Origin of the sequence: Halopseudomonas oceani (assembly GCF_963677335.1) — a bacterium.
In the GTDB taxonomy this organism is placed as follows: domain Bacteria; phylum Pseudomonadota; class Gammaproteobacteria; order Pseudomonadales; family Pseudomonadaceae; genus Halopseudomonas; species Halopseudomonas oceani.
In genome coordinates this window covers 2,474,087-2,499,885 of the sequence record NZ_OY781932.1, presented here as the reverse complement: position 1 = coordinate 2,499,885, position 25,799 = coordinate 2,474,087, and the positions used below count along the sequence as shown (strand labels likewise).

Annotated in this window: 19 protein-coding genes and 1 tRNA gene; 4 read left to right on the top strand and 16 right to left on the bottom strand. The window is 54.3% G+C overall.

All coding sequences use genetic code 11. The annotated features are described in order from the left end of the window. Nucleotide 1: 1 nt before the first annotated feature. A complete protein-coding gene (locus ACKPCU_RS11845; RefSeq protein ID WP_321346904.1) occupies nucleotides 2–1,819 on the bottom strand; it encodes a TolC family outer membrane protein in 1,818 nt (605 codons plus the stop codon). A 569-nt stretch (nucleotides 1,820–2,388) separates the two neighbouring features. Between ACKPCU_RS11845 and ACKPCU_RS11840 the strand changes: the two genes are divergently transcribed. Both ACKPCU_RS11840 and ACKPCU_RS11835 read left to right on the top strand, forming a co-directional pair. Beyond that, a complete protein-coding gene (locus ACKPCU_RS11840) occupies nucleotides 2,389–3,660 on the top strand; it encodes an ABC transporter substrate-binding protein (protein WP_321346902.1) in 1,272 nt (423 codons plus the stop codon). After that, entirely contained in the window at nucleotides 3,657–6,446 is a 2,790-nt protein-coding gene (locus ACKPCU_RS11835) for an ATP-binding protein (protein WP_321346900.1), read from the top strand. Before ACKPCU_RS11840 ends, ACKPCU_RS11835 begins: the two co-directional genes overlap by 4 nt. 15 nt (nucleotides 6,447–6,461) lie before the next feature. On the opposite strand, the gene ACKPCU_RS11830 is transcribed toward ACKPCU_RS11835, so the two are convergent. Together ACKPCU_RS11830 and ACKPCU_RS11825 are read right to left on the bottom strand one after the other, a co-directional pair. After that, entirely contained in the window at nucleotides 6,462–8,903 is a 2,442-nt protein-coding gene (locus ACKPCU_RS11830; RefSeq protein ID WP_321346898.1) for a hybrid sensor histidine kinase/response regulator, read from the bottom strand. Continuing rightward, a complete protein-coding gene (locus ACKPCU_RS11825) occupies nucleotides 8,896–9,714 on the bottom strand; it encodes a response regulator transcription factor (protein WP_321346896.1) in 819 nt (272 codons plus the stop codon). Before ACKPCU_RS11825 ends, ACKPCU_RS11830 begins: the two co-directional genes overlap by 8 nt. Before the next feature lie 170 nt (nucleotides 9,715–9,884). Here ACKPCU_RS11825 and ACKPCU_RS11820 point away from each other — a divergent pair, with 170 nt between their 5' ends. After that, a complete protein-coding gene (locus ACKPCU_RS11820; protein WP_321346894.1) occupies nucleotides 9,885–10,787 on the top strand; it encodes a LysR substrate-binding domain-containing protein in 903 nt (300 codons plus the stop codon). Here the strand turns inward: ACKPCU_RS11820 and ACKPCU_RS11815 are convergent. The 9 genes from ACKPCU_RS11815 to ACKPCU_RS11775 form a co-directional block, all read right to left on the bottom strand. Next, nucleotides 10,784–11,020 (bottom strand): hypothetical protein, encoded by a 237-nt coding sequence (locus ACKPCU_RS11815; RefSeq protein WP_407651753.1) that lies wholly within the window; start codon nucleotides 11,018–11,020, stop codon nucleotides 10,784–10,786. The genes ACKPCU_RS11820 and ACKPCU_RS11815 overlap by 4 nt on opposite strands. Nucleotides 11,021–11,326: 306 nt before the next feature. Further along, on the bottom strand, nucleotides 11,327–12,037 hold the full coding sequence (bcsS, locus tag ACKPCU_RS11810) for a cellulose biosynthesis protein BcsS (RefSeq protein ID WP_321346892.1): 711 nt from the start codon (nucleotides 12,035–12,037) through the stop codon (nucleotides 11,327–11,329). Between the two features lie 34 nt (nucleotides 12,038–12,071). Then, nucleotides 12,072–14,372 (bottom strand): glycosyltransferase, encoded by a 2,301-nt coding sequence (locus tag ACKPCU_RS11805; RefSeq protein WP_321346891.1) that lies wholly within the window; start codon nucleotides 14,370–14,372, stop codon nucleotides 12,072–12,074. A gap of 807 nt (nucleotides 14,373–15,179) precedes the next feature. Further along, nucleotides 15,180–15,335 (bottom strand): transposase, encoded by a 156-nt coding sequence (locus ACKPCU_RS11800; RefSeq protein ID WP_321346890.1) that lies wholly within the window; start codon nucleotides 15,333–15,335, stop codon nucleotides 15,180–15,182. A gap of 168 nt (nucleotides 15,336–15,503) precedes the next feature. Beyond that, entirely contained in the window at nucleotides 15,504–15,782 is a 279-nt protein-coding gene (locus tag ACKPCU_RS11795; RefSeq protein WP_321346889.1) for a hypothetical protein, read from the bottom strand. A 76-nt stretch (nucleotides 15,783–15,858) separates the two neighbouring features. Continuing rightward, nucleotides 15,859–16,314, bottom strand: a complete 456-nt coding sequence (locus ACKPCU_RS11790) for a hypothetical protein (protein WP_321346887.1) — start codon at nucleotides 16,312–16,314, stop codon at nucleotides 15,859–15,861. 436 nt (nucleotides 16,315–16,750) lie between these two features. Then, on the bottom strand, nucleotides 16,751–17,254 hold the full coding sequence (locus tag ACKPCU_RS11785; protein ID WP_321346885.1) for a hypothetical protein: 504 nt from the start codon (nucleotides 17,252–17,254) through the stop codon (nucleotides 16,751–16,753). A 102-nt stretch (nucleotides 17,255–17,356) separates the two neighbouring features. Next, nucleotides 17,357–17,683: a hypothetical protein gene (locus ACKPCU_RS11780; protein ID WP_321346884.1), complete on the bottom strand. Its 327-nt coding sequence runs from the start codon at nucleotides 17,681–17,683 to the stop codon at nucleotides 17,357–17,359. Nucleotides 17,684–18,064: 381 nt separating this feature from the next. Continuing rightward, nucleotides 18,065–18,517 carry a hypothetical protein gene (locus tag ACKPCU_RS11775; protein ID WP_321346882.1) on the bottom strand — a complete coding sequence of 151 codons (453 nt, stop codon included), beginning with the start codon at nucleotides 18,515–18,517 and terminating at the stop codon, nucleotides 18,065–18,067. Nucleotides 18,518–18,744: 227 nt separating this feature from the next. Between ACKPCU_RS11775 and ACKPCU_RS11770 the strand changes: the two genes are divergently transcribed. Further along, nucleotides 18,745–19,104 (top strand): tyrosine-type recombinase/integrase, encoded by a 360-nt coding sequence (locus tag ACKPCU_RS11770; RefSeq protein ID WP_321346881.1) that lies wholly within the window; start codon nucleotides 18,745–18,747, stop codon nucleotides 19,102–19,104. Between the two features lie 427 nt (nucleotides 19,105–19,531). On the opposite strand, the gene ACKPCU_RS11765 is transcribed toward ACKPCU_RS11770, so the two are convergent. The 4 genes from ACKPCU_RS11765 to ACKPCU_RS11750 form a co-directional block, all read right to left on the bottom strand. Next, a tRNA-Ser gene (locus ACKPCU_RS11765) sits at nucleotides 19,532–19,621 on the bottom strand. A gap of 86 nt (nucleotides 19,622–19,707) precedes the next feature. Further along, nucleotides 19,708–20,205, bottom strand: coding sequence for a thiol peroxidase (tpx, locus tag ACKPCU_RS11760; RefSeq protein ID WP_104738555.1), 498 nt, complete (start codon nucleotides 20,203–20,205; stop codon nucleotides 19,708–19,710). 78 nt (nucleotides 20,206–20,283) lie between these two features. Beyond that, a complete protein-coding gene (locus ACKPCU_RS11755) occupies nucleotides 20,284–23,982 on the bottom strand; it encodes a translocation/assembly module TamB domain-containing protein (RefSeq protein WP_321346880.1) in 3,699 nt (1,232 codons plus the stop codon). Beyond that, nucleotides 23,979–25,685: an autotransporter assembly complex protein TamA gene (locus ACKPCU_RS11750; protein ID WP_104738553.1), complete on the bottom strand. Its 1,707-nt coding sequence runs from the start codon at nucleotides 25,683–25,685 to the stop codon at nucleotides 23,979–23,981. The genes ACKPCU_RS11755 and ACKPCU_RS11750 overlap by 4 nt, the downstream gene beginning before the upstream one ends. Nucleotides 25,686–25,799: the final 114 nt, after the last annotated feature.

Sequence of the window (25,799 nt, the reverse complement as noted above, 5' to 3'; positions counted from 1 at the left end):
CCTACTGAGTCCGCTCGATCAGCAGTTCGACACGGCGATTTTGCGCACGCCCCTCGGCAGTCGCGTTGCTCGCGACGGGCTGGTCAGCCGCCACACCCGTCGCGGTAATCACGCTGGCCTGCACGCCAGCACTGATCAGAAAGTCGCGAACAGCGACCGCCCGTGCCTGTGACAAGGAGCGATTGAGTGCGTCGCTGCCAGTGCTGTCGGTATGCCCAACGACCCGAACGGATTTTACCCGTCCGCCGCCCAGCGCCGCCTGCTCAACGATGTCCTTAATCCGGGTCAGCGCGCTTGCCTTGAGTTCAGCGCTGCCGCTGTCGAATAACGCGTCGCCGGACAGACCTACTGTTTCGGCCAACGGCATGGCACGGTCATATTGGCTAATGTTCAACTGAGCATCGCTATAGGCTGAGCAGTAACGGCTCTCAGCCGGAGCAGCCTCACCGGACAGGGCATCCTCCAGCGTGGGAACCTGCTCGCCCGTCACCGACAGCGTAGACAGCAGCGTCCCCATGCTCTGAAGCGTCCGCAGTTCTGCCAGTTGTTGATCGTACTTGCCAGCGACATAAGCACGCTCGGCCTGATAGGCCTCGTTTTCAGAGTCAAGAACATCCAGCAGGGTGCGGCGACCAATATCAAATTGCTGACGATAGGCCTCAATCACACTGCCGGAGGCGTCACGGTGCGCTGCCAACGACTGCTTGCGGACTTCGATGTTGAGAATGTCGGTGTAGGCGATAGTCGCAGTCTGACGAAGATCGACACAGGCCTTGTCACGCAGGCTCTGGGCCTGATTGATTCGACTGTGAGCTGCGCGCTCGGCCGCCCGATCACTGCCGCCGTTGAACAGGTTATAGCGCATTCTCAACTCAACGATGTTCTCGCTACCATAGGAGTCTGGATCGGTGCGGTTATCGAAGCTGTTGTTGTTTTTGTAAATACCCTGACGCAAACCCAGCTCGAGTGTGGGGTAACGATTGGCCTTGGCAGCGCCCAGATCTGCCTCCGCGCTGCGGATATTCTCAAAAGCGGCATACAGAGCAGGGTTGTTCGCAAAACTGGTATTGAGCACCTGCTCAAGGCTATCCGGTACACGCCCTTGCGGAATGCTGACCGGGTCCATGTCATCGCTGGGTGCACGACCGACCAGACGCTGGAAGCGGGCTGTGACACTTTGCAGGTTGGCAACTTCGGTCATCAGGTTGGAGCGTGCCAGCGACACCCTGCCTTCGATCTGCTTGAGATCAGCGTGATTGCCCACCCCGCTCTCTGCGCGTTCTTCCACATGCTGCTGCACACGCAGGTGATGACTCAGGTTCTCCTGAGCGAGACCGACCAGGTCACGATAGCGAAGCACATCAAGATAGGCCTCTGCCGCTTCCAGCGCCTTGGCCTCGGCTTCGCTCAGCGCCTCATAGTAGAGCGCGCGGCTGCTGTACTCTGCATGGGCCAGGTTATTGCGAACGCGGAAGCCGTCAAACAGCATTTGGGTAAGTGAAATTTCCGCGTAGTTTCGAGAATAGTCACTGCGGTTATCAAACTGACGATTGCCCTGCCCCAGCGAGGCATCAACATCAATGGAGGGCAAATAACCGCCGGCAGCAACGCGAGCATCATGCTGAGAAGCGTAGTAAGCCTGCAGACTGGAGCTGATCTCAGGGTTGCTATCAAGCGTCTCGGCCACCACGGCGCGCAAAGAGTCGGTTTCGGCCTGGGCACTCATGGAGCAAATCGCCAAGCCAATCGCCAGCGCCAGAGACCGGCGCCCACGCGCCAGGGAAGACTGTTTCATCAAGGTAGAACGGTGGGTACGCATAGCTTACTCCGAGCGGTTCATCAGCAAGATCCGAACGACACCAATGCCATTGATCACCTTGACGGAAGCTGCGTTAACACCACCAAGCGGCTCAGACGTAACCCAATGTAAGGTCAGATCGAAACGCCACAGCGGAGGGAGTCGCGTCCAGGCGAGACATGATGAACATTCCCGATCATTCAGTTGTTCGTCAGGGGTGGGCCCGTTGGAGCCGGTCAGACTCAAGTGCTGTAGAAAAAACCGCGACTGAACTCCGGTCGCCACCCCGCGAGGGGAATTCTATTGAAGGGGGGCAACCCGCAAACAGGCCACAATCCGGAAAGCTGGAACGTCAGAAAACGAACCATAATCCGCCGATTCAAAGCCCTACCGCCGACAGCAACCGCAAGCAGCCTGTTATTGCGCCAGACAGGCCCCTGCTCTCAGAGGTATATGAGCCGGGCACGCACCTTTGAATGCGCGGACAGGCAACGCCTGATCAGGCACCTAAGATGTGGCGCAAGTACAATTGTGGAACGCCATCTGTTGGCTCATGATTGCCAGCGCCTGAAGAAAAACGAGCAGTCACCATGTCGTCACTCCGGATATTTTCCCTATCTATCGCGCTGCCGCTGAGTGCCATTGCACCGCTGGCCGCTGCTGCGGTTAATGTCATGCACTGGTGGGTGTCGCCGGGTGAGCAAGCGAGTATTCAGGTCATTCAGCAATATCAGGCTGAGCGTGGCATCGAGTGGATCACCACGGCGCGCAAAGGCAGCGGCACATCGAGCTATATGGATGCCGTCCGACAACGAGTGGCCTCCGGTGCACCACCGATGGCCTCCCAGGCAATTGGCTACGACATCCAGGATTGGGCCATGCAAGGCAAACTGGCCAATCTCGACGCCATCGCAGCAGACCAGGAATGGGAAGAAGTAATCCCCGCAGAGATTCAGGCGCTGTCGCGCTATCAGGGCCATTGGGTCGCCGTCCCCATCAATGCGCACGCAACCAACCGGTTGTGGCTCAACCAGAAACTGCTGTCGCAACTGGAACTTTCGGCCCCCGATACCTGGCCAGAGCTGCTGCAGATGCTCGATAAGGCACGTGCTGCAGGCGCTACTCCGCTTGCAATCGGCAATGAGCCGTGGGAACACACATTACTGTTTGAGAACGTTGCCGCGGGCACCGGCGGTGCCGATTTCTATCGACGGGTATTCCTCGATCTCACCCCCACGGCAGCAGACGACCTACTGTTACTGCAGAGCTTTGAGAGAATGCGCCAGCTACGGAGCTATATGGACGCCGGCAGGCACAATCGCAGCTGGGATGAGGCTACCGACCTGGTGCGCAACGGCCAAGCGTTAATGCAGGCTCAGGGCACCTGGGTCAATGGCGAGTTCCGCGCGCACGGTCTGATTCCAGAGCAGGACTACGCCTGTTTTCGCTTTCCTGATACCCAGGGCCTGTTTCTGTTCAACAGCGACCAGTACTTGCTCTTCAAGGATTATCCCGCCACACCCGAGATACGCGAGGCGTTTGCCAGCTCGCTGATGGACATCGAGCTACAGCGACGAGTCAACATTGCCACGGGCGCGGCACCGGCCAGAGTTGATGTGCCAAGTGCCACATTTGACCTGTGCGGCCAGCAGGCAATCAACGATCTGCGCGCTTCAAACATGCGGCGCACCGTTATGGGTTCCGTCGCCATGGGCAACGCCAACCCGGGCCAAGTGAAAGAGGCGATATACACCATCGTCAGCAGTCACCTTAATGACCAGTTGAGTGATGCCGAGGCGGTTGCTCAATTGAAGGCTGCCATTACCAGCTTCTCGCCGTCATTCCCCGGTACCAGCAGATGAACATTCTCAGCAAATTCAACCTCACCAGCAGGATCGTCTTTTTAGTGTCCCTGCTGGGCGCGCTTGCCGTCATTATCACGGTGTATTCACTGGCCAGCCTGCGGGCGGTAGACCGTGACTATCGTGCCCTGCTCAATCAGGACGCCAGAGCATCACTGCTGATCAGCGCGGCCATGCTCGATCTGAGCGACGCCAGCCATCTGGTCCTGTCTGTGCTGACAGAACAGGAAGTCGCCGACATGCGCCAGACGCAACAGCAACTGGCCGTCGTCATGGAAGACTTTGACGATAAGCTGGCAACGATCGCACCGCTGGTGAGCAACGCCAGCCACCAGTTGAGCCTGATCCGCCAGCAGGAACGGGCTCTATTTGAGCAGGCCAACGCCGTCATCGACTCCGCTGCCCGCTGGCGAGGCGATCGAGCCCTGACAATCATTCACCAGGAGTTCGACCCAACCCTCCAGTCAATACGCCAGAATATGGATGTATTGCGAAGCCGCACTGTTAACAATTTCAACTCCACCTCAGAGGCACTCAGTGCAACTACTCGCGCAACAATGGTGAACACCGCCGCCGCATTCACCCTTGCCCTGATCCTTGTCATTGGCCTGTCGGCCTACATTTCATTGACGCAAATATCGCGGCCAATCAAGCAATTGACCAGAACCATGAACAGGCTCAGCCTGCGCGACTATGCCTGCCCTATTGATCACACCGAACGACAGGACGAAGTGGGCAGCATGGCAAAGGCGCTTGAGGTATTCCGAGACAACATGCAACGTGCCGATCGGCTAGAGCGCGAAGCGCTGATCGATGCTGAGAACAGGCGGATATCCCAGCAGTTGATCGACCTCACCGAGGCAATGCCCGGAGCCGTGTTCCAACTCCGCGTCAATCCGGATGGAGAACAGCGGTTTCAGTTCCTTAGCGGCAAGGCAAGCCGCTACATCGGAGATGCGGCATTCGATGCCAGCCACTCAGGATTGCGCCTGGACCGAATTCGCGTTGATAAAAGCCCTGAACATACCCGAGCGATGGAACGCCTCATAAGCCAAAGCCTGAACCAGTTGTGCCCGCTGGATATGGAAATGGAAGTTGAGACGGAAACGCAGCGCTTCTGGCTGAAAACCCTCGCCAGTGCGCGGAAGACCAGCGACGGCGCAATACTGCTAAACGGCATCTGGCTTGATACCAGTGAAGCTAAAGCCCAAGCTCAGGCGCTGGAAACCGCAAAGGAGCAGGCTGAGCAAGCTGCCAAGGCCAAATCAGACTTTCTGGCCACCATGAGTCATGAAATACGAACCCCGATGAACGCCATCCTGGGGTTCGCCGAGCTGGTTCTTAAACACCCGCTAGAACAGCGCCAGCGCGAACACATGGAAAAGCTCGTGCGCTCAGGCCAACACCTGCTCGGCATCATCAACGACATTCTTGATTTTTCCAAAATCGACGGCAAGCATCTGACCGTCGAACGCATTCCATTCTCGCCCCAGCAACTGCTTGATGACACTAGGGAGATGCTTGGAGACAAAGCCCGGGACAAGGGCTTGCAGCTTGAGTTTGAACCGGCGTCTGCGTTGCCGAATCTGATCGGCGATCCCCTGAGGATCTATCAGATCCTGCTCAACTACACCAACAATGCCATCAAGTTCAGTGAGCACGGCATCATTACCCTTCGCCTTGAACTGCAGCAAGTCGCTGGCGAAGGAACGTGCCTGTATGGCGAGGTTGAGGATCAGGGCATCGGCTTGAGCAAGCAGGAACAGGCAAAGCTCTTTGCGCCCTTCCAGCAGGCAGATACTTCTATCACGCGTCGCTATGGTGGAACCGGGCTTGGCCTGGCAATTTCTCGCAGTCTGAGCGAGCTGATGGACGGCGACGTCGGCGTTCGCAGCACCCCAGGCAAAGGTAGTTGCTTCTGGTTCCGGGTGCAGGTCGGCATCGCAGCGCCCGACACCCCACTCACCATCAGCTCACCAACACCGCCACAGGCTGACCCGGGTTTGAACGGGTTACGTGTTCTACTAGTGGACGATAATCAGGTGAACCGTCTGGTTGCGAAGGAGTTCCTGCACGAAGCGGGGATATTGGTAGACGAAGTCGAGGATGGCTACGACGCAGTGCAACAGCTAACCCAAAATAGCCAACGCAAGTACGACGCGGTGCTGATGGACGTCATGATGCCCGGACTCGATGGCCTCAGCGCGACCCGCATCCTGCGCCAGAATACCCGGCTCTACAAACTGCCAATCATCGCCATGAGCGCCAACGCTAGTCAGGAGGATGAAAAAAAATCGCTGCAGGCAGGCATGAATGTCCACCTCGCCAAACCCATCGATCAGCATTTACTCTGGAGAACCCTGAGCCGTCTGTGCCTGGGTAACGTGGCCGACATACCGTCGCGCCGCCCCCCCGCGCCGGAAGCCGAGGACAGCGCATCGGTACTGGACCCTCTTCCGCTGGAGACTCTGAAGCAACTGGTGAGTACCGAGCGATTTATATCCATGCTCGCGATGCTGAGCGCCGACTGCATAAAGCGCGGTGAACGTTTCCGGGTTCTCGGCGACGCCGCCGACCCACAGACGTTGTCACGCGAAGCGCATGATCTGATCAGTACGGCGGGACACTCTGGACTGAGAAAGCTAGAGCAAAGCGCACGGACGCTGAAGAGCGAACTCGAAAACGCGCCTGACGAGACGGTACTGAAAAAACTGTGCATGACCATCTACCAGAATGCTATGACCTCGGTAGCCACATTGGAAACCTACTTCGGCGTGCGCAGCTGACGTCCGTCGACCGTGCTAATCCGCCTGCCGCCTGCGCTCGCACAGCGACTGGACCTGCTCCAGCAGCGCCTCGGTACTGGACGGTTTCAGCAGCGAAGCATCAAATGCTAGGTCTGAGTATGCAGCCTTAGGCCTCGGCGGCAGCGACGAATAGAGCAACACCGGCAATGCCCCATAGCGCGAACGAATAATCTGCAGTAGCTCCCAGCCGTCAATCCCCGGCATCAACTGATCGGTCACCAGCAGATCAAAAGGCGAGCGTTCAAGCTCTTCCAGAGCTTCTTCTGCAGTTGCTACGGTCACAACATCAAAGCCGTAACCCAGCAACAGATCGCCAAGAAACTCGCGGGTCAGCTCAACATCATCTACCAACAGGATGCTGAAGCCGTCGCCGTCCACACCGGAGGCGTAGTCCTCGTGAAATACCGAGTCGACCTCTTCCTCCGAGCCGACTTCCAGTTGCAGAGCAAAGCTGAAGGCGCTCCCGCCGCCTGGAACGCTGTTCACCTGAAGCGCCGCGTCCATTTGTTTCAGCAACTCGACAACGATCGACAGGCCGAGCCCGAATCCATCCACCCCCGACGCATTATCCCCTCGCCGAAACGCTTCCAGCATCCGATAGCTGTTCTCGGCAGGAAACCCGACACCGGTGTCACGAACGGTGAAGCGCAGCCTTACGCTGGCCTCCTCACGGACAGCACTGACCTGTAATACGATCAGCCCGTCGCGGGTAAACTTGGCCGCGTTGCTCAGCAGATTCATCAAAACCCGGCGCAACTGCTGGAAATCCGCATTCACGATGGCCGGCAGGTCCTCGGCGAAGTCGCAGCGCAACACGTTATTGCCTCGCTGAGCGAGAAAGCTGCCCTCTTCCTCTATCTCACGCAAAAAACCGAACAAGTATCCGGGCGCCAGACTCAGTTCGATGTGCTGCAACTCTACCCGGGACAGGGCAACAAGATCATCAAGTAGACTCAGTTGCTGCCCGGCCAGTCGCTCGATTCGCCGTAAATACCCGACAGAAGAGCTGACCCGCGCTTCACGAGCGTAGTTGATGATGCTCCCCAACGGTGACCGCAGGTCATGGCTAATACGCCCGAGCAGAGAGCTGCGAGCCTCAAGCGACTCCCGAAGCTGGGTAGTACGTTGCTCAACCTGGCTTTCCAGTCGCTCGTGCTTGGCACGTTGCAGGTGGGTAACTTCTTCATTGGCCTCACGTTCGCGCTTACGCAGCTGCCGAACCTCCGATATCAAGGTACAAACCAACACCAGCGCGAGGAAAAACGAGGTCTGCAGCGAAAAGCCGTCCAGTACCTCAAATTCATAATCGAGGACAACGTTACGGTAAAGCCAATAAATCCCCTGAAACGAAAGCTGCAAGCAGAGTAGCCAAGCAAGCCAGCTGACTGGAACCCGGCGAATAACCGACAGCAGCAACGAAACAGGCAGCAGGATGTAGATACCAAAAAGCAGGATGTAAAAGCGCTCCCGAGACATGAAGAAATCGCCAAAAGCACCCTGAAGCAACACAAACACCGTCACGCACACCAAGCCCAGCGTAATGGCATTGAACCAGCGCCCAAGAAAGCGCATGCGAAACAATTCGAAGATGAAAAAGTAGCCAAATGCGTAGGTGATTGCAGACAGAATGGCGACTGCCGCTCTCGACCAGGGCAACAACGTCGGCCAATAAAACAAGTAACCATCCACTGCCAGCACAAACGCACAATAGAACAGCAGCGCCAGACCGTTGAGAACCAGTACCTTCGAGCGAATGACGACACCCACGACCAACCCGACCAGAACGATCAGCAGCACTGCGCCGACGGTAAAACCATCCAGCAAGTGCTCGGCAGACATCGACTCAATCAATGTCTGCTGATCCCATAATGTCGGCGCGAGCCACATCGAGCTGCGACTGACTATTCGAACCAGCACCTGGCGTTGTTCACCGGGCTGCAGCTGAAGTTCAAATCGTGGTTGCCGTGCAAGGAAGTCCCATTGCTCAAGCGGGACCAGACTGCCAGCCTGCTCCAGGCTCCACCCTCCTGCCCCCTTGCTATATACCTTCAGCTCCTCAAGCCGTGGCTCGCCTATGGTCAGCCAACTGCTACAAGGGCCTGATCGCTCGTTCTGCAAAGTGAACCTGAGCCAGATAGCCGACCGGGTGAAGTTCCAGTTGGGAGGGCCAAGTCGATAAGGCACAAAGGCGCTAAGGGGTAAAGCCAGCACCTCCGCAGGCTCAAGCGCATGGCTCGGGTCCTCAAGCAGGAATGCCTGACCATACAGCGGCACCTGCCCCTCAAGGCAGGCATCGACTGCCGCCGCCGCCGACAGAGGCCACGCCAGCAACAACAGCAGCGCCGAGAACAACCCGCCACCGGCCTTGAGCGCCATACGGATCAGTCCGCGCCGAAGGTTAGCAACACCGGCATCCCGAACAAGAAGGCTATTCAACGGTCACATCTTTGGCCTGTTGCCTGAACTCGGTTGGCGTCACGCCGATCTTGTGGCGAAATGCGGTGGTGAAATTACAGGCGCTGCCATATCCGACCCAGTCAGCGATATCCTGCACACTCATCTCGCTTTCGGCGAGCAGCTGCTGACTCTTGCGCAATCGTAACTCACGTACATAAGCAAACACTGTCGTGCCCATGTGCTCACGAAATAGCCGGGACAAACGCTTGTCATAGGTGCCCACTCGCTGGGCAATTTCAGCGAGGGACGGCAGCTCTCCGAGGTTATCGTTGATCAGGCGCATGGCTGCCCGCAGCAACAGTTGATCTTCGGAGTTGCTGTTACGCGTAATGCCCGCCCCTTCAGCCAGGGCAGCAGCCTCCGTGCTTGGGGACGAGTTCAGATGGAGGTGGACACGAATGCGTGCAATGACCTCCTTGGGGTCGCACGGCTTGAGCACATAATCCCCACCGCCAACCTGAAATCCCTTGAGGCGATTGTCCAGCGAGCCTGCGGAGCTGAGGAAGATAACCGGGATAGGATGCAGTCCATCTGCTTCTCTCAGCAGGCGGCAAAAGGTGAAACCATCCATATGTGGCATCTGCAAATCTAATAGAACAAGGTCTGGACGCAGCACCAGAGCACGCTGCAACCCTTGCCGGGCATCATTTGCCGCCGAAACCTTCCACCCCGCCCGGCGCATCGCCTGAATAATCGTGCGGACATCATCGGGATTATCGTCGACAACCAGGATGTGCGGGATTTCTATGTCCGCGGTACGACCCGCCTCCCCTTCTATACCTCTAAGCATTTCAAGCACTCCCAAGCAGGTACTTGCCTGCTCTTCCCCTCGCTCAAAGCCAGCGGCCGAGCAATCAAAGGCACGCCCTGTGCGCTGCGAGTTAACCTACCACCCATTCCAAGAATCATGGAGTTTTCTGCGGAAACATCCATGCAACTTAACGTTGCGCGAGACAGCCCATGCGAGACCCCCAACTACTAATAGAGCTTTACTGGTACATATATGTGGTAGAACTGGGTAGTTTCTCCGCCGTGGCGCAGCAAACCGGTATCGCAAAATCAAGCCTGAGCCGCAGAATCAAGAACCTGGAAACCAGGCTCGGCGTACAATTGCTCAGTCGCGGCCCACGCAAATTCCTGATGACCACCGTCGGCGAAGAGGTGTACAGCAACGCACTGGAAATGATCGCAGCGGCCCACGCAGCAAAAACGTCTGCAGAAGAGGCCAGAGAAGAGCCCGGCGGACTCATCAAAATCACCGTACCGGCCGTGCTGTCAGGTTATCTGATCAGCCAGCTGAAGCACTTCAAAAACCGCTATCCAGGCGTGCGCTTTGAGCTTTATTACGAGCACGAGATCACAAGCAAATCGAATATTCACTTTGATCTGAGTTTCACCCTTGAAGCCGCACCCACCAACAGCTCAGAAATAGTGGTTCGCCCAATTGCGAACCTATGCCAGGCATTCTTCGCCAGCCCGGAAGTAGCCGCACAACTGACGGAGAAAACGACCATTGCCGAGGTTGAAGACACTCAGTTGCTGGTACTTGGCCAAGGCTCGACCCCTGCGCCACTTTACCTGCAAAGCGGTGTCAGGCAGGTAAACAAGCCCTCCCTGGTGTCCAGCAACCTGCAAACGCTCAAGGACGCTGCCAAGGCGGGGTTGGGTATTGCATGCCTGCCAATAGTGGGTTGCGAAGCAGAGCTCGCCTCTAATCAGTTGCAAACCGTGTGCGTTCAAGACCGGCCAATGCCTATGCTACTGACCAGCCAGACGCCGCCGTTCAAAGGCATAACACCGACGACTCGGCAACTCATCAAAACCATAGCTGCCGGACTGGAAGGATACGCTGAGCCTAATTAGCTGCACAGCAGAGACCAACGGAACCGACCCACCTGCCCGCCAATGCTACTGCTCCAAGAGCTGCGCCAGCTCCTGAGAGCTACGGTGCTCGGACTGGGCGAGGCTTCCACCAGCAGCGCATCGTCCTGAATCTGCGGGATATGACGATTGACGTCTTCTGTGACCTGGCGCTGCTGCTCCGCCGCTACGATCTGCGAGTTCTGGTCACGGATATTGTCTACCGCACCACGCATCTGCTCAAACTCTATCAGGAGCAGGCTGATGTCACTGCCAGCTCGGCATGCTTGCGCAAACGGTGGCGGAGCTTTGAATTTGGATAGTGCCTAAGAGCCGGGACTATTCGGCGCCAAACGGGAGTTTTTATGTACTGATGATCAAGGGGGCAACCAATTTGATAATTAAACACCAATCAAGCTGGCTACCCCCTCCATGAGTCAGAAACATATAATTCAGCCCCAATTGCCATTCAGATGAAGCGATTTATCTGCTTGCCGATATTAATCGGCAAGCAGTTTGCAATCATCTGAAAGCGACGCCAATTACCACATAGTATGCATTACCAAATTCGCGTAGCCACTATCATCGCTAGAACGACTTGAATCAGCATAGCCAAGAGACAAATCAATGCCCGTGCTATCAGTCACTTTAATACCTGTAAAGCCAAGGCCATACCGTTGCTCATCAAAACTTTCGTTTCCTAGACCCACAATTTCCGGCCCGACAGTGACGGGACCAAATTCATAACCAACGTGAGCGCGAGACCAATAGGTATCATAGGCTGTTGAGTAATCACCCAAAATACCAAACGATACTTTATCAGTAACTTTTGTTAGAAAATCGAGCCCGATTTTAGCACCAACCTCTGAACCATCAACGTCACTGCTAGGATCATTCGGGCTCAAATCATAATCCTGGTAAGACACACCAAGATACCCAGTTAATCGCGTATCCGCACTGAAAAAGTGTTGATAGCCAACAGACAGATCGGCGTTATAATTATCACCGTCTATTCCTCTAACACCATTATTGTATTCATAGGTACCCCCCCCCAAGCTTCCGCGCAACAGATAGCCTGTCGCACTCAGGTCATTGTTGAGGGCTTTAACTCCGCCAAGGTAAGCGTAATTAGCGTCGTCAGTGAAATCCCCACCAAGCCAGGTTACCAGGCCATCGGCGTGGGATGATTGAGCTACAATGAGCAGTGTCATCGAGCTTGAGAGTAACAATGTCTTTCTTATATTTTTCAGCATTTGCGGCTTCTCCGATTTCAAATGGTATTTTAAGCTAGACCAAGGTTTCAGTGCGCATCGACTCAAGTGTGACTTCTTGTATCTTTTGCACGGCTTTGGCTTTACTCTCCTGCGTACTCACCTCATATAAAAAGAAAGTCTGATTATTCAGCCCTTTCAAGGAGGCATTAGGTGACGTTAGTGTCTCGCTCACCATAAGCTCAAGCACACTAACATCCTGTTTTTCTATTTTCATGATACTCAGTTTCTGCCCTGGGCTGAGTGTCTTGTATGTCACCAGCTTTTGACCATTTACAACAACACCGTGTTCTTGGCCATCAAACAGCACTGAATAATGGAAAGGCTTAGCTTGCTTTTCTTTGCTAAAAAGCCCCAACAGCTTATCTGAGGCCATTGCAAAATAAGCATTGCGTTGAATGATTTCACGATGCCAATCAACCGAATAGATATCTTGCGCCAGGAGATCTACCTGCTGTTGACTTTCGAATAATAACGCCCCGGAAACCAGGTATTGCTGGTGCTGAATTTTACAGCAACGTGCAACTTCAAACTTCAGCGAAATAACACCAGAAGAGCCATATAAATTGACCGCCTTAACAGAGCCTGGCTCTATTGTCTGACTGCTATATACACTCATCCAATTTTCGGAAATTTGTTCCACTTCAGAAAATATGTGACTCTCCAGAAACTGGCAAATCATTGGAATTTTAAACCGATAAAAGCTATGGGTCTGCTTCGCATCTTTATAGGCTTTTCTGATAAAAACCAGCGCTCGAGCGATATTGTAGAGAGCCCAGAAACCGGCAATCAACACTAGGTCAGCAGTATAGCCCTGCCCCATGGGTTGGAAGATGTCTATTGCTATATGGTCGCTAAATGACAGTGTAGCTATTGCCACGAGCAAGGTGAAAAGCGGGCCAGTCTGAAAATCCTGTGACAGCCGATAAAAGGCAATGATGAGTGCGATTGCACTGAGACATATCACTACAATCTGAGGCGTCATCAAGCGCCAATTCAACTGGCCCTTGATGTTTTTACTTGAAGATATCCATCGTGTACGCCAACCTAACAGGCCGATCGAAGCCATAATGTGGATTGGCCAGCGGGCCATTGAAAAAATCTCGTTTGTCCAGAAACGAGTATAGCCACAACCAATCTCTTGTAATAAAAGGTAGCTTATCCAGGGGAACAATAATACAACGCCAATATTGAATATAGAGATTTCAAACGGAGGCATCCCAAAAACAAGGGAAATCAAGGGAATAGCAAACAACAACAGTTGCTGCCAACCTTCTAGATAAATCAACCCCAAAGACAGATAAGAAATACGTTGTTTGAATGTGAGCCCTTTACAAAAAAGGATATTCTCGTGCCGCAAACAATGTAGATTTCCTATTGCCCACCTGAAACGTGTCTTATGGTATTCATCCAAATCAGCCGCTGCGATGCCATAGGCAACTGACTCATTTAAATAGACCGTCTCGTACCCCGCTTTATGTAATTTGAGCGAGGTATGGATATCTTCTGTCACGGTAGTCGTGGGAATGCCACCAACCTTATCAATGGCATCGCGGCGATAAACAACGCCTGTGCCAACACAGGATGCGCCATTTGCCGAGTCACGACAAGACTGTGCAATATTGTAGAAAAAAGATTGATCATGCCATAAAGCACGTCCATCTTGTGCATTCATGTATTGAAAAGCATCAACATTGTAATAATCCTGTGGCGTCTGAACCAAAGCCACATTAGGCTCAGCAAAGAAGCCCAGCATCTTGTCCAGCGCGTTCGGCATGGCAATATGATCTGCATCCAAGACCATAAAAAATTCGGCCTCACTGTGCTCAAGACCGAAGTTCAAATTACCCGCTTTCGCAGAATGATTGGCAGGCCGACTCAAGTAGTGAATGCCTAGCTCGTCGGCTAAGCGTTTCACTTCCGGGCTCTTTCCGTCGTCCAAAACAAAGGTATTGTGGGGATACTGTATTGCTTTTGCAGCCAGCAGCGTTCTTCTGATCACCTGTATCGGCTCTTGATAGACAGGGACCAGAACATCGACACTCAGGCCTTCTGGGGCAGGTAAGGACTTGCGATGCCGATATCGCCATGAGGTCAAAATCGTTGTCAGGCCTAATATAAAACCAATCACTTCCGCAATGTAATAAGCATAAGAGATGATGAGCGAATCATCATCAATAATCGTATAACGCCAAGACAAATAAGCAATTAAACTGACCACATAAAAACAGGCAACCGTGCGCCGCCATATTTTTCGCCGCTCAAACCTGTTATGCATTTGTTCTGAGACTGAACGATATGCTGAATCATTGTGCATTAAGGATTATCCATTTTAGACCTGTTGATCCCTCACTCGTCACACCGTCTCAAGCAAATAAACTGAGATAAAAAAACAGCCACTAAATTGAGCACCGTCAATTGGGGAATAATCATAAGCTGGTGCGGTTAGAACCTTCAAAAATCAGAAAGAAGAACCTGCAGCCATTTATTCAAGCCTGCTCCACCTTACTGGCCCCCATATTTGCCGTACTGGTTGCCGTTCACCTCGTACTGCTCGACCCGCCCCGGAGCCTTGAGCGTCTATTATGCCTATCTCCGCCTCCTGACTCTGCCCCAGATCTTGATTATGGCACGAATTGTCATAAACAAGCCCAGATCAAACTCAGGACGCAAGGCATGCATCATTTGGGCTAGCTATAACGTGTTGATCTACCCAGCTACTCAATCATGCGTTCACATTAAACAGAGCGGCGGCACTGTGCTCAATCGCAAGAGTTATGCGGCAAAACCAGTCGACGGCCTCCAGTGAAGAAACGTCACAAATAATTATTTGTTCTGATGGAAGTGATTAAGCTATAGCGTGCTGATACAGGTATTCACCTGACTGTTGACCGCTGTCAGGGATGGCGGCCATACCGCCTCGAACCGGGTTATGAAACGGGCCCCTACCTGTCCGTAACCTAGAGAAGCACGCATGACCACAGAGGGGAAATAGCACGACGTAATCTCAGTCTACTGGACCTGGCTCGAGAGTTGCGCAACTTCAGAAAGGCCCGCCAGGTGAATGCTTGATCTGCACATTTTTAGGATGTCATTCTCCTCCGGAGCTCTGAGAGCTGGCGCTTCAAGCATTTAATCTCTCCTGCTCCAGGATCTTCTGCTTGGCCTTTGATGACGCCTTCTTGACCCGCCTCATGGTAAATATTCCCTCGCGGAATTCTTTGCGCCAGCGTGACAGCATGAAGGGATGAATATCCAGCTCTTCTGCAACGCCTTTCACGCTGCGATAGGCCTAGACTCCATTCGGCAGCATTAACCTTGAACTCAACGCTGCACTGCTGAGTTTCCTTTCCCATATGCACTGTCAGCATCGTATCTACCCTCAGAGGGAGTTATCGATGCGTTTCCATTGAAGTGGAGAAAATCCAAGAGCGATTCAAACCATTTGCTAGGTATTTACCTCATCTCTTCTACCGGCTGCAAGCCAATGCATAAGTAGAAAGGCCTGAGCTGCCACTGCAATGAAAGCTCCTGGTAAATATGCAGATTCGCAACCAAAAACTTGGACGAAGGCCATGCCAGTTATCCAACCAATAGGTAGGAAAGGAATGGATAAAATTATGCCGAGCATCATGATGCCACCACCTAATAGATTAGTGATGGGAAATATAGATGCATAAGCCAGTGCAATGGCTAGCTGTATGGTGAGAGGACGCCACGTTTCCATGTAATACCTAACGCTTGGCTAAGGGGGTGGGCTTCAGTCCGCCCCAGTGAGCGAAGCGAACAAATTGCTAGAGATATTACCTCTTATTGATTTCATTAATTATTTCTGTATTGGTAAGGTGGTTTACTAAGGGAGGTCGATTGCCTCTAAACCGAGGCCAGCCAATGCGTTTTAGCTCAGTCCAGTTTATTGCGCATGAAGATGGTGAGATATCATCATTCCAGAAAATTACGTAATCCCTACCGAGCGTTATAGTTGGCCCGCAGCTTGAAAGAGGCGAAGCGCTTTTGAACGACATCACTGACTCCGCGCTGCCTTTGTAAATTTCTAGAACTTTAACCATGCCTTCAACAGCCATATCCTCTTCAGTGTTCTCTATAAAATTTATGACTTTTAACTCAAAAGGCACCACTCTGGCTATATTTTGATATTGGCTTACATTTTCTTCTGTTGGCTGTGGTGCCCAGCACCTACATGCTTCGGCAATATTTGCAAAAAACATTGACGCCAGAATGGCTATGAATAACTTCACGCGAGCCCTCTAACGCGCAAGCTCACGCGCGGCTGCGGAGGCGTGGACGTTGCGAGGACCGCCTTGTTGGGCCACTGCATAGCTATGCGTCGTGCCCGATGGATGTTTTACGCATTAAATACCGCCGAAATAGAAACGCGATGCCTGCGATGAAGAAAGCTCCAGCACAAAGGAGACCACAAGCAACTGGGGCCGACTCATGTGTAACCACGACACCATCAAAGTACCTGCCTTCACTGTTGTAACATAGCCGCGCCAAGCGAAAGGTGGCAACACCAAGCAAAACGCCAACAGCAGCCGCTAGCAAGATGACGCCATTTAGCACCGTCCCGATCAGCTTCATGCTTCTGAGGCCCAACGCACCCAGCAGGCGCAGGTTTGCAGTGGAGCCGCAGGCGGAACGGAAAACCCGTCGCTCTGCCTAGGCTTGTTAGGCTTACCATCCAGAGTAGCGCACATAGCCGGCATCCAATTCAAAGACATAGTCCCTTCCTCTAGACCCATTGATAGATGCACTAAAACTCATCGATATACGGCCTTCTTCGATTTGTGACCAGCCATAGCTGCTCTTGCAAATTACCCTGAAGTTCAGCAAACCCTCTGGATGGCTCGTATGCAACGCGTCATTCCGATCGACCTGCACTCCATTAAAGGCAATTCCATTTGCATTAGTCATAACCAGATTACTAATTTCGATGACTGGATCTTGCCCACTAAAGTAAGCCCGCACACATGCAGTGGCTGTTTTCGCTCTATGGCTCTGCACGATAATCTGAGGGTACAAAGAAACACCAAAAATGCTATTTTGTGCAATTTTCTCTAAGTTTCTCTCCGGAAAAACTAACTCACCATAGTGCTCGGGACTGTACACCCGTAGAGTTGGGGGCCCATAGGCACAGCCCCCGATCAACATAAGAATATATATCAGCACTACGCGCATCTATTTGCCTAACGCCGCCAACACAGGCAGCCGAAGCGCAGCGTAGGCTGTCCAGTGCAATGCGTTTTTTTCATTGCACGATTGTGCTTGGCCTTGTTAGTACTATTTGTAGTGGTACCACCAATTACCATTATTTTCTCTATCTACTGTTTCTTGCGACTCAATATCAAACACCACCTCAGGACTTGCTTGTATTGGCCAGTTAAAAGTATCAAGCAACCCTTTCATTGATGCAATAAAAGAGCTATTAGACTTTAATGCTTCTTTGGCCTTATCGGTTGGCACTCCTACAACAAAAATCAGGTGCTTTGGATTAATGTAATACGCTCCAAAAGGCCAAATCATTGGCTTGAACCCCTCAGCTCTCACGAGATTCTTAAGAGCAGATTCAATTCTCCAAATTTTCCACTTCAGTAGCAGCAGGTTCATATTGAGTACTAACGCTCTAATAAACGGCAGCTGAAGCGCAGCGTAGGCTGTCCGGTGCGCGCCCTTTGCGCGCGAAATTCATTAGTTTGTTATGTATTTTGGCATTAGCCTGCTTTGTAGGCAACAAGCTTGGCTTCCTCGTCCGAGAAAGTCTGATGCTGACATGTGACTCTTTGCCCTGGAGCATACTCCCAGACTTCTTCCTCTGGCACCTCTTCAGAATCAGCGATTGTGTATGTCCCATCATAATTTTTCGAAGCACTTACTGGTCGCCACACAAGTGTTCCTTCATCCAGTAGCTTTACGTAGATCGTATCCATACTCACTTACAACACATAACGCCGCGAACTGCGGCGCGCAGCGTCCGACAGCCTTGCCTTGTTATGACTGTTTAACTTCTGAATATTCAGCAAAAAACTTATCCTCTGGACACGGAATCTCGCTTAACTGGAACCAAGATACCATATTAGCCAGCAGAGGAATTATTGCCGCACCGGCCACCGCTGGATTAATATTGCTTTTAAGACATATCTTTGCATTAGGAACAAGAGTCACTTTATAACTAAATGCGGGACTACCATTTGCCTTGACCTGAAAATTATATGTACCAGAATCCATTTTGACCTTCATAAATTGGTTATTTCCAATTGACCCAAAATACTGGTCATTAAATCCAATGAGCATACCACTCGCAGCAGCAGGAAATGCCGCTGGTCGAATAAAGATGACTTCCGTCTGATCGTTACCATCAGTTGCAATCCGCATATTTGGAGAGATGGAAGAACAAGCAGACACTAGCAACACCAATACCGGTAGTAAAATTATATTTTTCATACTTGCAACTCATCTCCATTTAGGTCATAACAATTAAATGGACTGAAGGCTTTATGATTGCATATTAATGACATCTTCATAACAACACCTCGCCCGGTCGACTCGATATATAAATTACCACTAAAAACAATCAGTTATCTTCCTACCGCCACATACGACCTGTATTAGCTTGACTTTCTCTTTTTGTGCAACTAATAACGCTGTATAAAAAACTGCATGGGTGCGATATGGATATCACACCAGCCAAGCCACAGCTGCGAGAGCAGCTTCGCAACGCCATAAGGGTGAATCACTACAGCATTCGTACCAAGAAGACCAGCCGGGGCCAGATACGCTATTTCCTGCGCTACCACCAAATGCGCCCCCCCTCTGGAGTAGCAGCGAGATGGGTTGTGCGAACGGCGACGATTGACAAGCCAGCGGGCTGCCACACCTTCAGGCAAGCTTTTGCCGCGGAACTGATGTACTGCGGCAGTGACGTTCGCACGGCACAACCCTTGTTTGGGCATGCCAATGTGCGTGCTACGCAGATTTATACCCATTTCCTTGGTAATACCTTTGCCGGGGTGCAAAGTCCGCTCAGCTGATGAGCTATCCATTTTCAGCTTCAAGACTATTCCAGGGCGCAAATCGCTGTCCATACCCCAAAGACCACGGCTGCAGTAAAGATGACGAGTGTTCAAGCAGGGTCCTGGACAGTTGGACAACTTCAGCAGGTGCCTTGCGCCCACAGATCAGAGCATTCGCGCAAACGCTAACCGAATCAAAAGTATGGGCCAGAGTATGGGCCAGCCCCCCCCCAGAAACAAAAAAGCCCCAAGATACGGGGCTTTGAGGTCGGATAGTGGCGGACGTACAGTATTATCTGGCGCCCGACGCCTCACCACTACGCGGCCGCCGTCGCCAAGCGACAACGTTCCTCGCCTGCTGCACAGGCTCGGTCGAACGAGGACTCTCTCCGAGCCCCTACTGAAAAACAAAAAACCCGGCGCAAGGCCGGGTTTTTTGTGTGTATGGCGGAGGGACAGGGATTCGAACCCTGGGAAGGCTTTCACCTTCGCCGGTTTTCAAGACCGGTGCATTCAACCGCTCTGCCATCCCTCCACGGCGGGCAATGTTACTGGAAATCCCTGCAGAGTCAATGGGGTAGACGCACAGAGTTCAGATAATTCTACTGCCCGCCTCATCCGTTACAGTGCTGCCAGTGCTGCTTCGTAGTTCGGCTCCTGGCCAATTTCACTGACCAGTTCGCTGTAAAGCACGTTGTCGTCTTCATCCAGCACCACGACTGCACGGGCGGTCAGGCCGGCCAGGGGGCCGTTTTCGATGTCGACACCGTAGTCGCGAATGAACTCACGACCACGCAGGGTGGACAGGTTGATGACGTTATCCAGGCCTTCCGCGCCGCAGAAACGTGCCTGGGCAAACGGCAGGTCGGCCGAAATGCACAGCACGACGGTATTCTCCAGGCTGCTAGCCTTGGCGTTGAAGGTGCGAATGGAAGTGGCGCAAACCGGAGTATCGACGCTCGGGAAGATGTTGAGGATTTTGCGCTTGCCGGTCAGACTGGCGAGGCTGACGTCGGACAGGTCCTTGGCAACCAGGGTAAAGCCCGGAGCTTTGTCGCCCTTGACCGGGAAGGTGCCGCCGATAGAAATGGGATTACCGCGCAGAGTGACGCTAGACATGATGACTCCTTCAATGTGCTAAAGCACAGTATGGTTGTACGTCAAAAACGGGACGCAAAGGCGCGCCCCGTCGAAAAATCAGAAGTCGATACGATAGAAGAAATCCAGGGAGCTGGCAAAACCGCTGACAGCTTCCAGATACAAACGCCGTGACAGCTCGTAACGCAACGCCAGCTGGTTGGATGGCTCAAATACGCCAACACCGTAGCGCACACTGAGCTTGTCGGTAATGCTGCCGCTGGCGACAACCTGCGTGTCCACCCCCTGCCCTTCGGCCTCTACCGCGAAGTCCTCCAGACCGAGTACGTCGCCAATATGGCGGGTAATCGGCGCAGCACCTGCGAGGCCAAGCCCCAGCGCGGCCTTCGCCAGCATGTTGTTGTCGCCCTCCTGGCCAAGCGGCCGGCCCAGCACCAGGTAGGACATCGCTTCCTGCTGCGACATGCCCGGCTCCGAGAAGACGACGGTTGTTGGCCTGCTGGCGTTGCCGGTCACCCGTAGCCCGGCGACAACATCGTCGACCTTGCGAATGGCCTCGATGTTCAAATAGGGCTCGCTGATCGGGCCAGAAAACAGCAGCAGCGCCCGCCGCAGTTGCAGATCCTGGCCCAGGCGTCGGAACTCGCCGTCGAGAATCTGCAGGTCACCATTGGCGTTGAGGTTCTCCTGTACTTCCAGCTGCCCTTTCAGGCGTCCCTTGAGGCCGAAAGCATTGAGTCGAAGCTCATCTCCGATATTGAGTTTGACGCGGGCAGTGATGCCAAGCGGGCTGTCCCGCTGTGCTGTCTCGCGGCCCACAATGACGGTATCTGGCGACACGCGCACTGCTTCTGCCGGTAGCTCTCGCACCACGATATCGCCAGCCGGCACTGACAGCTCTCCTCCCACATGCAGGTTGCCGCTGCGCAGACTGATTTCCAAGTTAGGCGCGACAAACAGTCTGGCGTAAGGCTCAACGCTAACAGGCAGATCATGGCCCTGTAGCGTCAGGGCAACATCAAGCGGTGCCCAACCAACACGCCCCTGCAAGCTGGCCTCGCCCTTGTCGCCGCTACGCCACTGGGCATCAACATCAGCGGCCTGGCCATCAATCCGGATGTCAGCCTGCAGGCTCTCGAGGCTGACAGGCAGATTGGGGCCCGACACCAGACCATCGCGCAGCGTCAACAGGCCAGTCACCAGAGGGTCAGACAGTGTGCCGCCCAGCTCGCCGCTGCCATTGAGCGTAGCACGCAGCTCTTCCACATCCGGCAAGAACGGGCGGAGAAAGTCGAGTTGCAGCTTCTCCAGCTGATAGCGGCCCGACAGCCGTTGTGCGCCAGCCGGGTCACGCACATCAGCGTCGACCTGCAGGCGCCCGATCACGTCGCTGCGCAACTCGAATAGCGCCTTTGCATTCCGTGCCTGGAGGTCAGTCGACAGCTCAATTTGCTGGTACGGAAATGCCAGCGTCTGGTCGCGATCGCTCACGGTAATCACGCCATCAGCGGAGCTGATATTCACGTTGGCGACCGGCGCCTGACCTGCCTTCTGCTGCAATTCAAACCGGCCCTGCAATAAGCCGTGCCAGTCGAAATCAGGCGGAAACCACGGCGCAAGATCAACAATATCAAGGTTGCTCATGCTCACATTCAGGCGACGGTCAGGCATGAGTGTTTGCTGGTCATTAAAACAGAGACTGGCGTCAGCCTGACGCCAGCAATGCGCCCCCAACTGCAGCCGGCCGCTGGCGACCTGATAATTAAGTGCGGCCGAACTTTCCTGTCGCAGCTCAAGATGCTTGTGGCGCAGCACGCCCTGGCTCAACTGGCCGTGCCATGCGCTATCGGACAGCTGCCCGTCGAGATTCAGCTCCGCTTCGGCAATCCCATCCAGCAGCGTGACCCTGGCCCGATGATTGGCGCGATTGCCCGCTACCGACAGCTGTAAGTTGCCCAACTGTGTGTCTGCGCTGCGTATTCCATCTGCAGAAAGCTGTGCCGATACCGGCAACACGTCACTCAATGTTGAATCGGCTTGCAGCGCTAGATTCGCTATGCGCAGATCCTGGTAACCAAGGCGCGAGCCTGTCGCCGTCAGCACAATGCGCGGCGCATCAGCGCTCCCAGCCAGCCGGGCGTCGCCGGTTAGAACACCACGCAGGCCGGGCCAGAGCGTCTTCATCTCCTTGAGCTGTATATTCAGTTGGGCAGCAACCTCAGGTCCCCAGTGGCCTTCACCGCTGACACGGTTATTGCCCTGCGCCAGCTCAAGGCTGGAAACAGCCCAGGTTTCATCCGACTTGCTCAACGCCCCGGAAAATTTTAACGGCTGTGCCCGCAGCACCCCAGCCAGATCCCAGTTGGCATCCAGACGCAGTTGTTCGCCCTGCAGTTGACCGTTGCTGGTCAGCTTGCCGCTGAGGCTGCCGGGCAAGGCTGCGACGAATACGCTCGGGTCTACACCGTCCAGCTGAAATTGCCCTTGCCACTGAACATCGGGTGCCAGCCCCAGCTGGAGCGTGCCCGTTGCCCTGCCCGCCTGCGTGGTAACAGTCAGCGGAGTGACATCCAGCGCTTGCTGATCCCCCTGAACGTGCGCGCTAACAGCAACTTCCTGCGCGGCAACGCCCGTCAACCGCCCATCAAATTGAGCTTCAACCTTGCCTCGGCTCAGGCTGGCGGTCGCGGTCAGCTGCTGCAGTGCTACTTCGCCGGTATCCAATGGATACAGTGACTGCCAGGGGAATTGATCCATTGCCAGCTGGAGTTCCGCAGCGAGTTCGCCTCGCCAGTCAGCGCTGCCGCTGGCAACCAGTTGCTGTTCTGGCTGATCGACCACCTGGAGGGTAATCGAGGCTTGGTCTACCCCAGTCAATCCTGCCTTAGCGTGCAATGCCAGCGACACCGCGCCAGTTGCTCCCGGCAGCCGGGCATCAGCCTGCAGCGCGTAGCCCGACTCAAGATCTCCTGCCAACTCCAAGCCAAGGTCTTGCAGCGTCAGCGTCTGCGGCAAGCTTTGCAGCAGCAGAAAGTCCTGTCCTTGCCACTGCAGCTGCACAGGGTAACCAGCTGCGAACAGATCGGCAGACGCGTCCAGGTGACCGGTCAGATAGCCCCGGCTATCGGCCTTGAGTTCAAGCTGGCGCAGATCACCACTGACATGCAGGCGAAGACGCCAGTCGCGTTCATCCACTGGCGGCAATATCAGGTCGGCGGTCACCTCCAGCGGCCAGTCGTCTTGCATCTGCAGCGTACCATCCAGGCGCCAGTGCAGGTCTGGACCACTGCCACTGAAGCTCTGGATCACCAGTTGATTGCCACGGCCAAACGCGATCAACTCAAGCTCTTTCAGCAGCGCGGTTTCACCATCCAGCGAAAGTTCGCCCAAATGCAGTTGACCAATTTCCAGCGCCAGCGGCAACTGCACTGTCGGCAAATTCAGCTCTGACGGATTTTCTTGCGCTTCGGTTGGTTGCGTCAGCACGACGACCCGTTGAGCTGACAATGTATCCAGGCATAAGGTGCCGCCAAACAGGCAAGACGGACTCCACTCCAGGGCAAGCTCTTCGACACGCACATCGAGCGCCTCATCCTGCCAGCGCAACTGCGAGAAAGACCAGCCCCGCCACAGGTTGCCCTGCTCAAACTCAAGCGTTAACTGCGGCAACATTGAGTCGACCTGATTGAACAGCCATCGATTGACCGACTCGCTCCCCATCAGTAAGCCGAGCAACAGCGGCAGCGCCAGGATAAATATCAGTCCACGCAGCAGTGCCTTGGCGAGAAAACGGATCACAATTCCGGCCCCATCGAGAAATGAATCTTGAAGCCGACATCAGGATCAGACAGCGAGCGGGCCAGATCAAAGCGAATCGGGCCAATAGGCGACACCCAGCGCAGCCCAATACCAACGCTGGTTTTCAGTGGGTCCATCAACGAATCAACCGCGTTACCGTAATCAACAAATGTCGCGGCGCGCCAGCTTTTGATGAATTCGTACTGATACTCGGCGCTACTCGCAATCAGATAGCGCGCCCCGATGGTTTCGCCGGTGCTGTCGACCGGCGACAGGCTTTGATAGTCATAGCCGCGAATACTCTGGTCCCCGCCGGCGAAAAATCGCAGCGATGGCGGGATACTGGAAAAGTCATTGGTGGCAACGGCTCCCAGCGCAACACGGCCAAGAAAGCGGTGGTTGTCAAACAGGGTGTAGAGCCCTTTTACCTGCCCCATGACCCGGGCGAAATCCACCGATGACAGCACCCCTTCCTTGGCTCCCTGCACATCGAGCAGCAGACTATAGCCGCGCCGCGGGTCAATGCCGCCGGAGCTCTGCGCACGCTGCATTACCAGGCTGGGAATCAGCATCGTAGCCGTACCACTATCATCACCTAGCGAGAACACTTCCTGCTGCAATCGCAGGCCGACACTGCGTTGCCAACCGCTTTCAAGCCGTTTGTTCACTTCCGCGCCAACCGCGAGACTGTGAGTCTGTACGTCGTCGATGTCTTCTTTCTGCCAACCCACGAAGTAACGCAGGTTGTGGGTAATCGGGTTGTCCAGTGGCACTTGGTAGAACGCGCTGATTTGCTGCCGCGGTAACGACAGCTCCATGCTAGCGCCGCGGCTGTGACCCTGCGGATTGATCCAGTGCTGATCCCACGTCATCTTGCCGCGTGCGCCCACGTCAGTGGAGTAGCCGCCACCAAAGCCGAGCGAATGCGGGTCGCGCTCGGTAATCTCAACCTCCACCGGCACCTGCTCGCCCGCCGCCCTGTCCAGCGGAGCGGTAACCAGCACACCATTGAAGTAGCCGCTTGAAAGCAGATCCTGATTCAACTTGCCGACCAGATCGGCATCGTATGGAGTACCAGCCTCAAAGGGCACCATGCGTGCAAGCAGGTCGTCACTGAACTGGGTTTCGGAAAAATGCACTGCGCCGAGTGAGTAACGTGGCCCGGTACTGTACTGGATGTCGACATCAGCCTTACCTTGCTCGACATCCACACGCAGTTGGCGTTTGAAATACTGACCTTCGAAGTAGCCGTAGCGCAGCGCCCGGTTATTGATGCGCGATTTCAATGTTTCATAACGACCGTGGTTGAGCACTTGCCCCGAGGCCAGCAACTCCTCCACACCAAGCTGAAAAGACTCGGTACCGGCACCCGGCCCGAGCACTTCAACCGCCACCTTGTCCAGCCGCACCGGGTCACCAAGCTCGACCTTCAGCTCCACCAGTGGTGCGTCTTCCGGGCCGGTGACCTTGAGGTCGTTGCGACTCTGGTAATAGCCCAGTGCCTGTGCGGCCAGGGTCGCCTGCTCATCAATGTGCCTCAGCTGACGCTCCATGTCGGCCCGGCTGCCGGCCTCTACCGGGCCAATATAGGCCTCGATATTTTCGCGTACAGACCTTTTCGCTGGCTCGACTGTGACCTTGACCCCGGCCTGAGCAACAGACACGGCAGAGACAAGAAACAACAGTGGAAAAGCGCGACGCATGAGCTCCATCCTGGCAGGTATTCGCAGCGCGAATGCTAACACACGCCAGGGTGGCCGGCGTGTCCCAAATCAGACGCATTTAGGCTACCCTAGTCAGCCTCTTCAGCGTCGCGC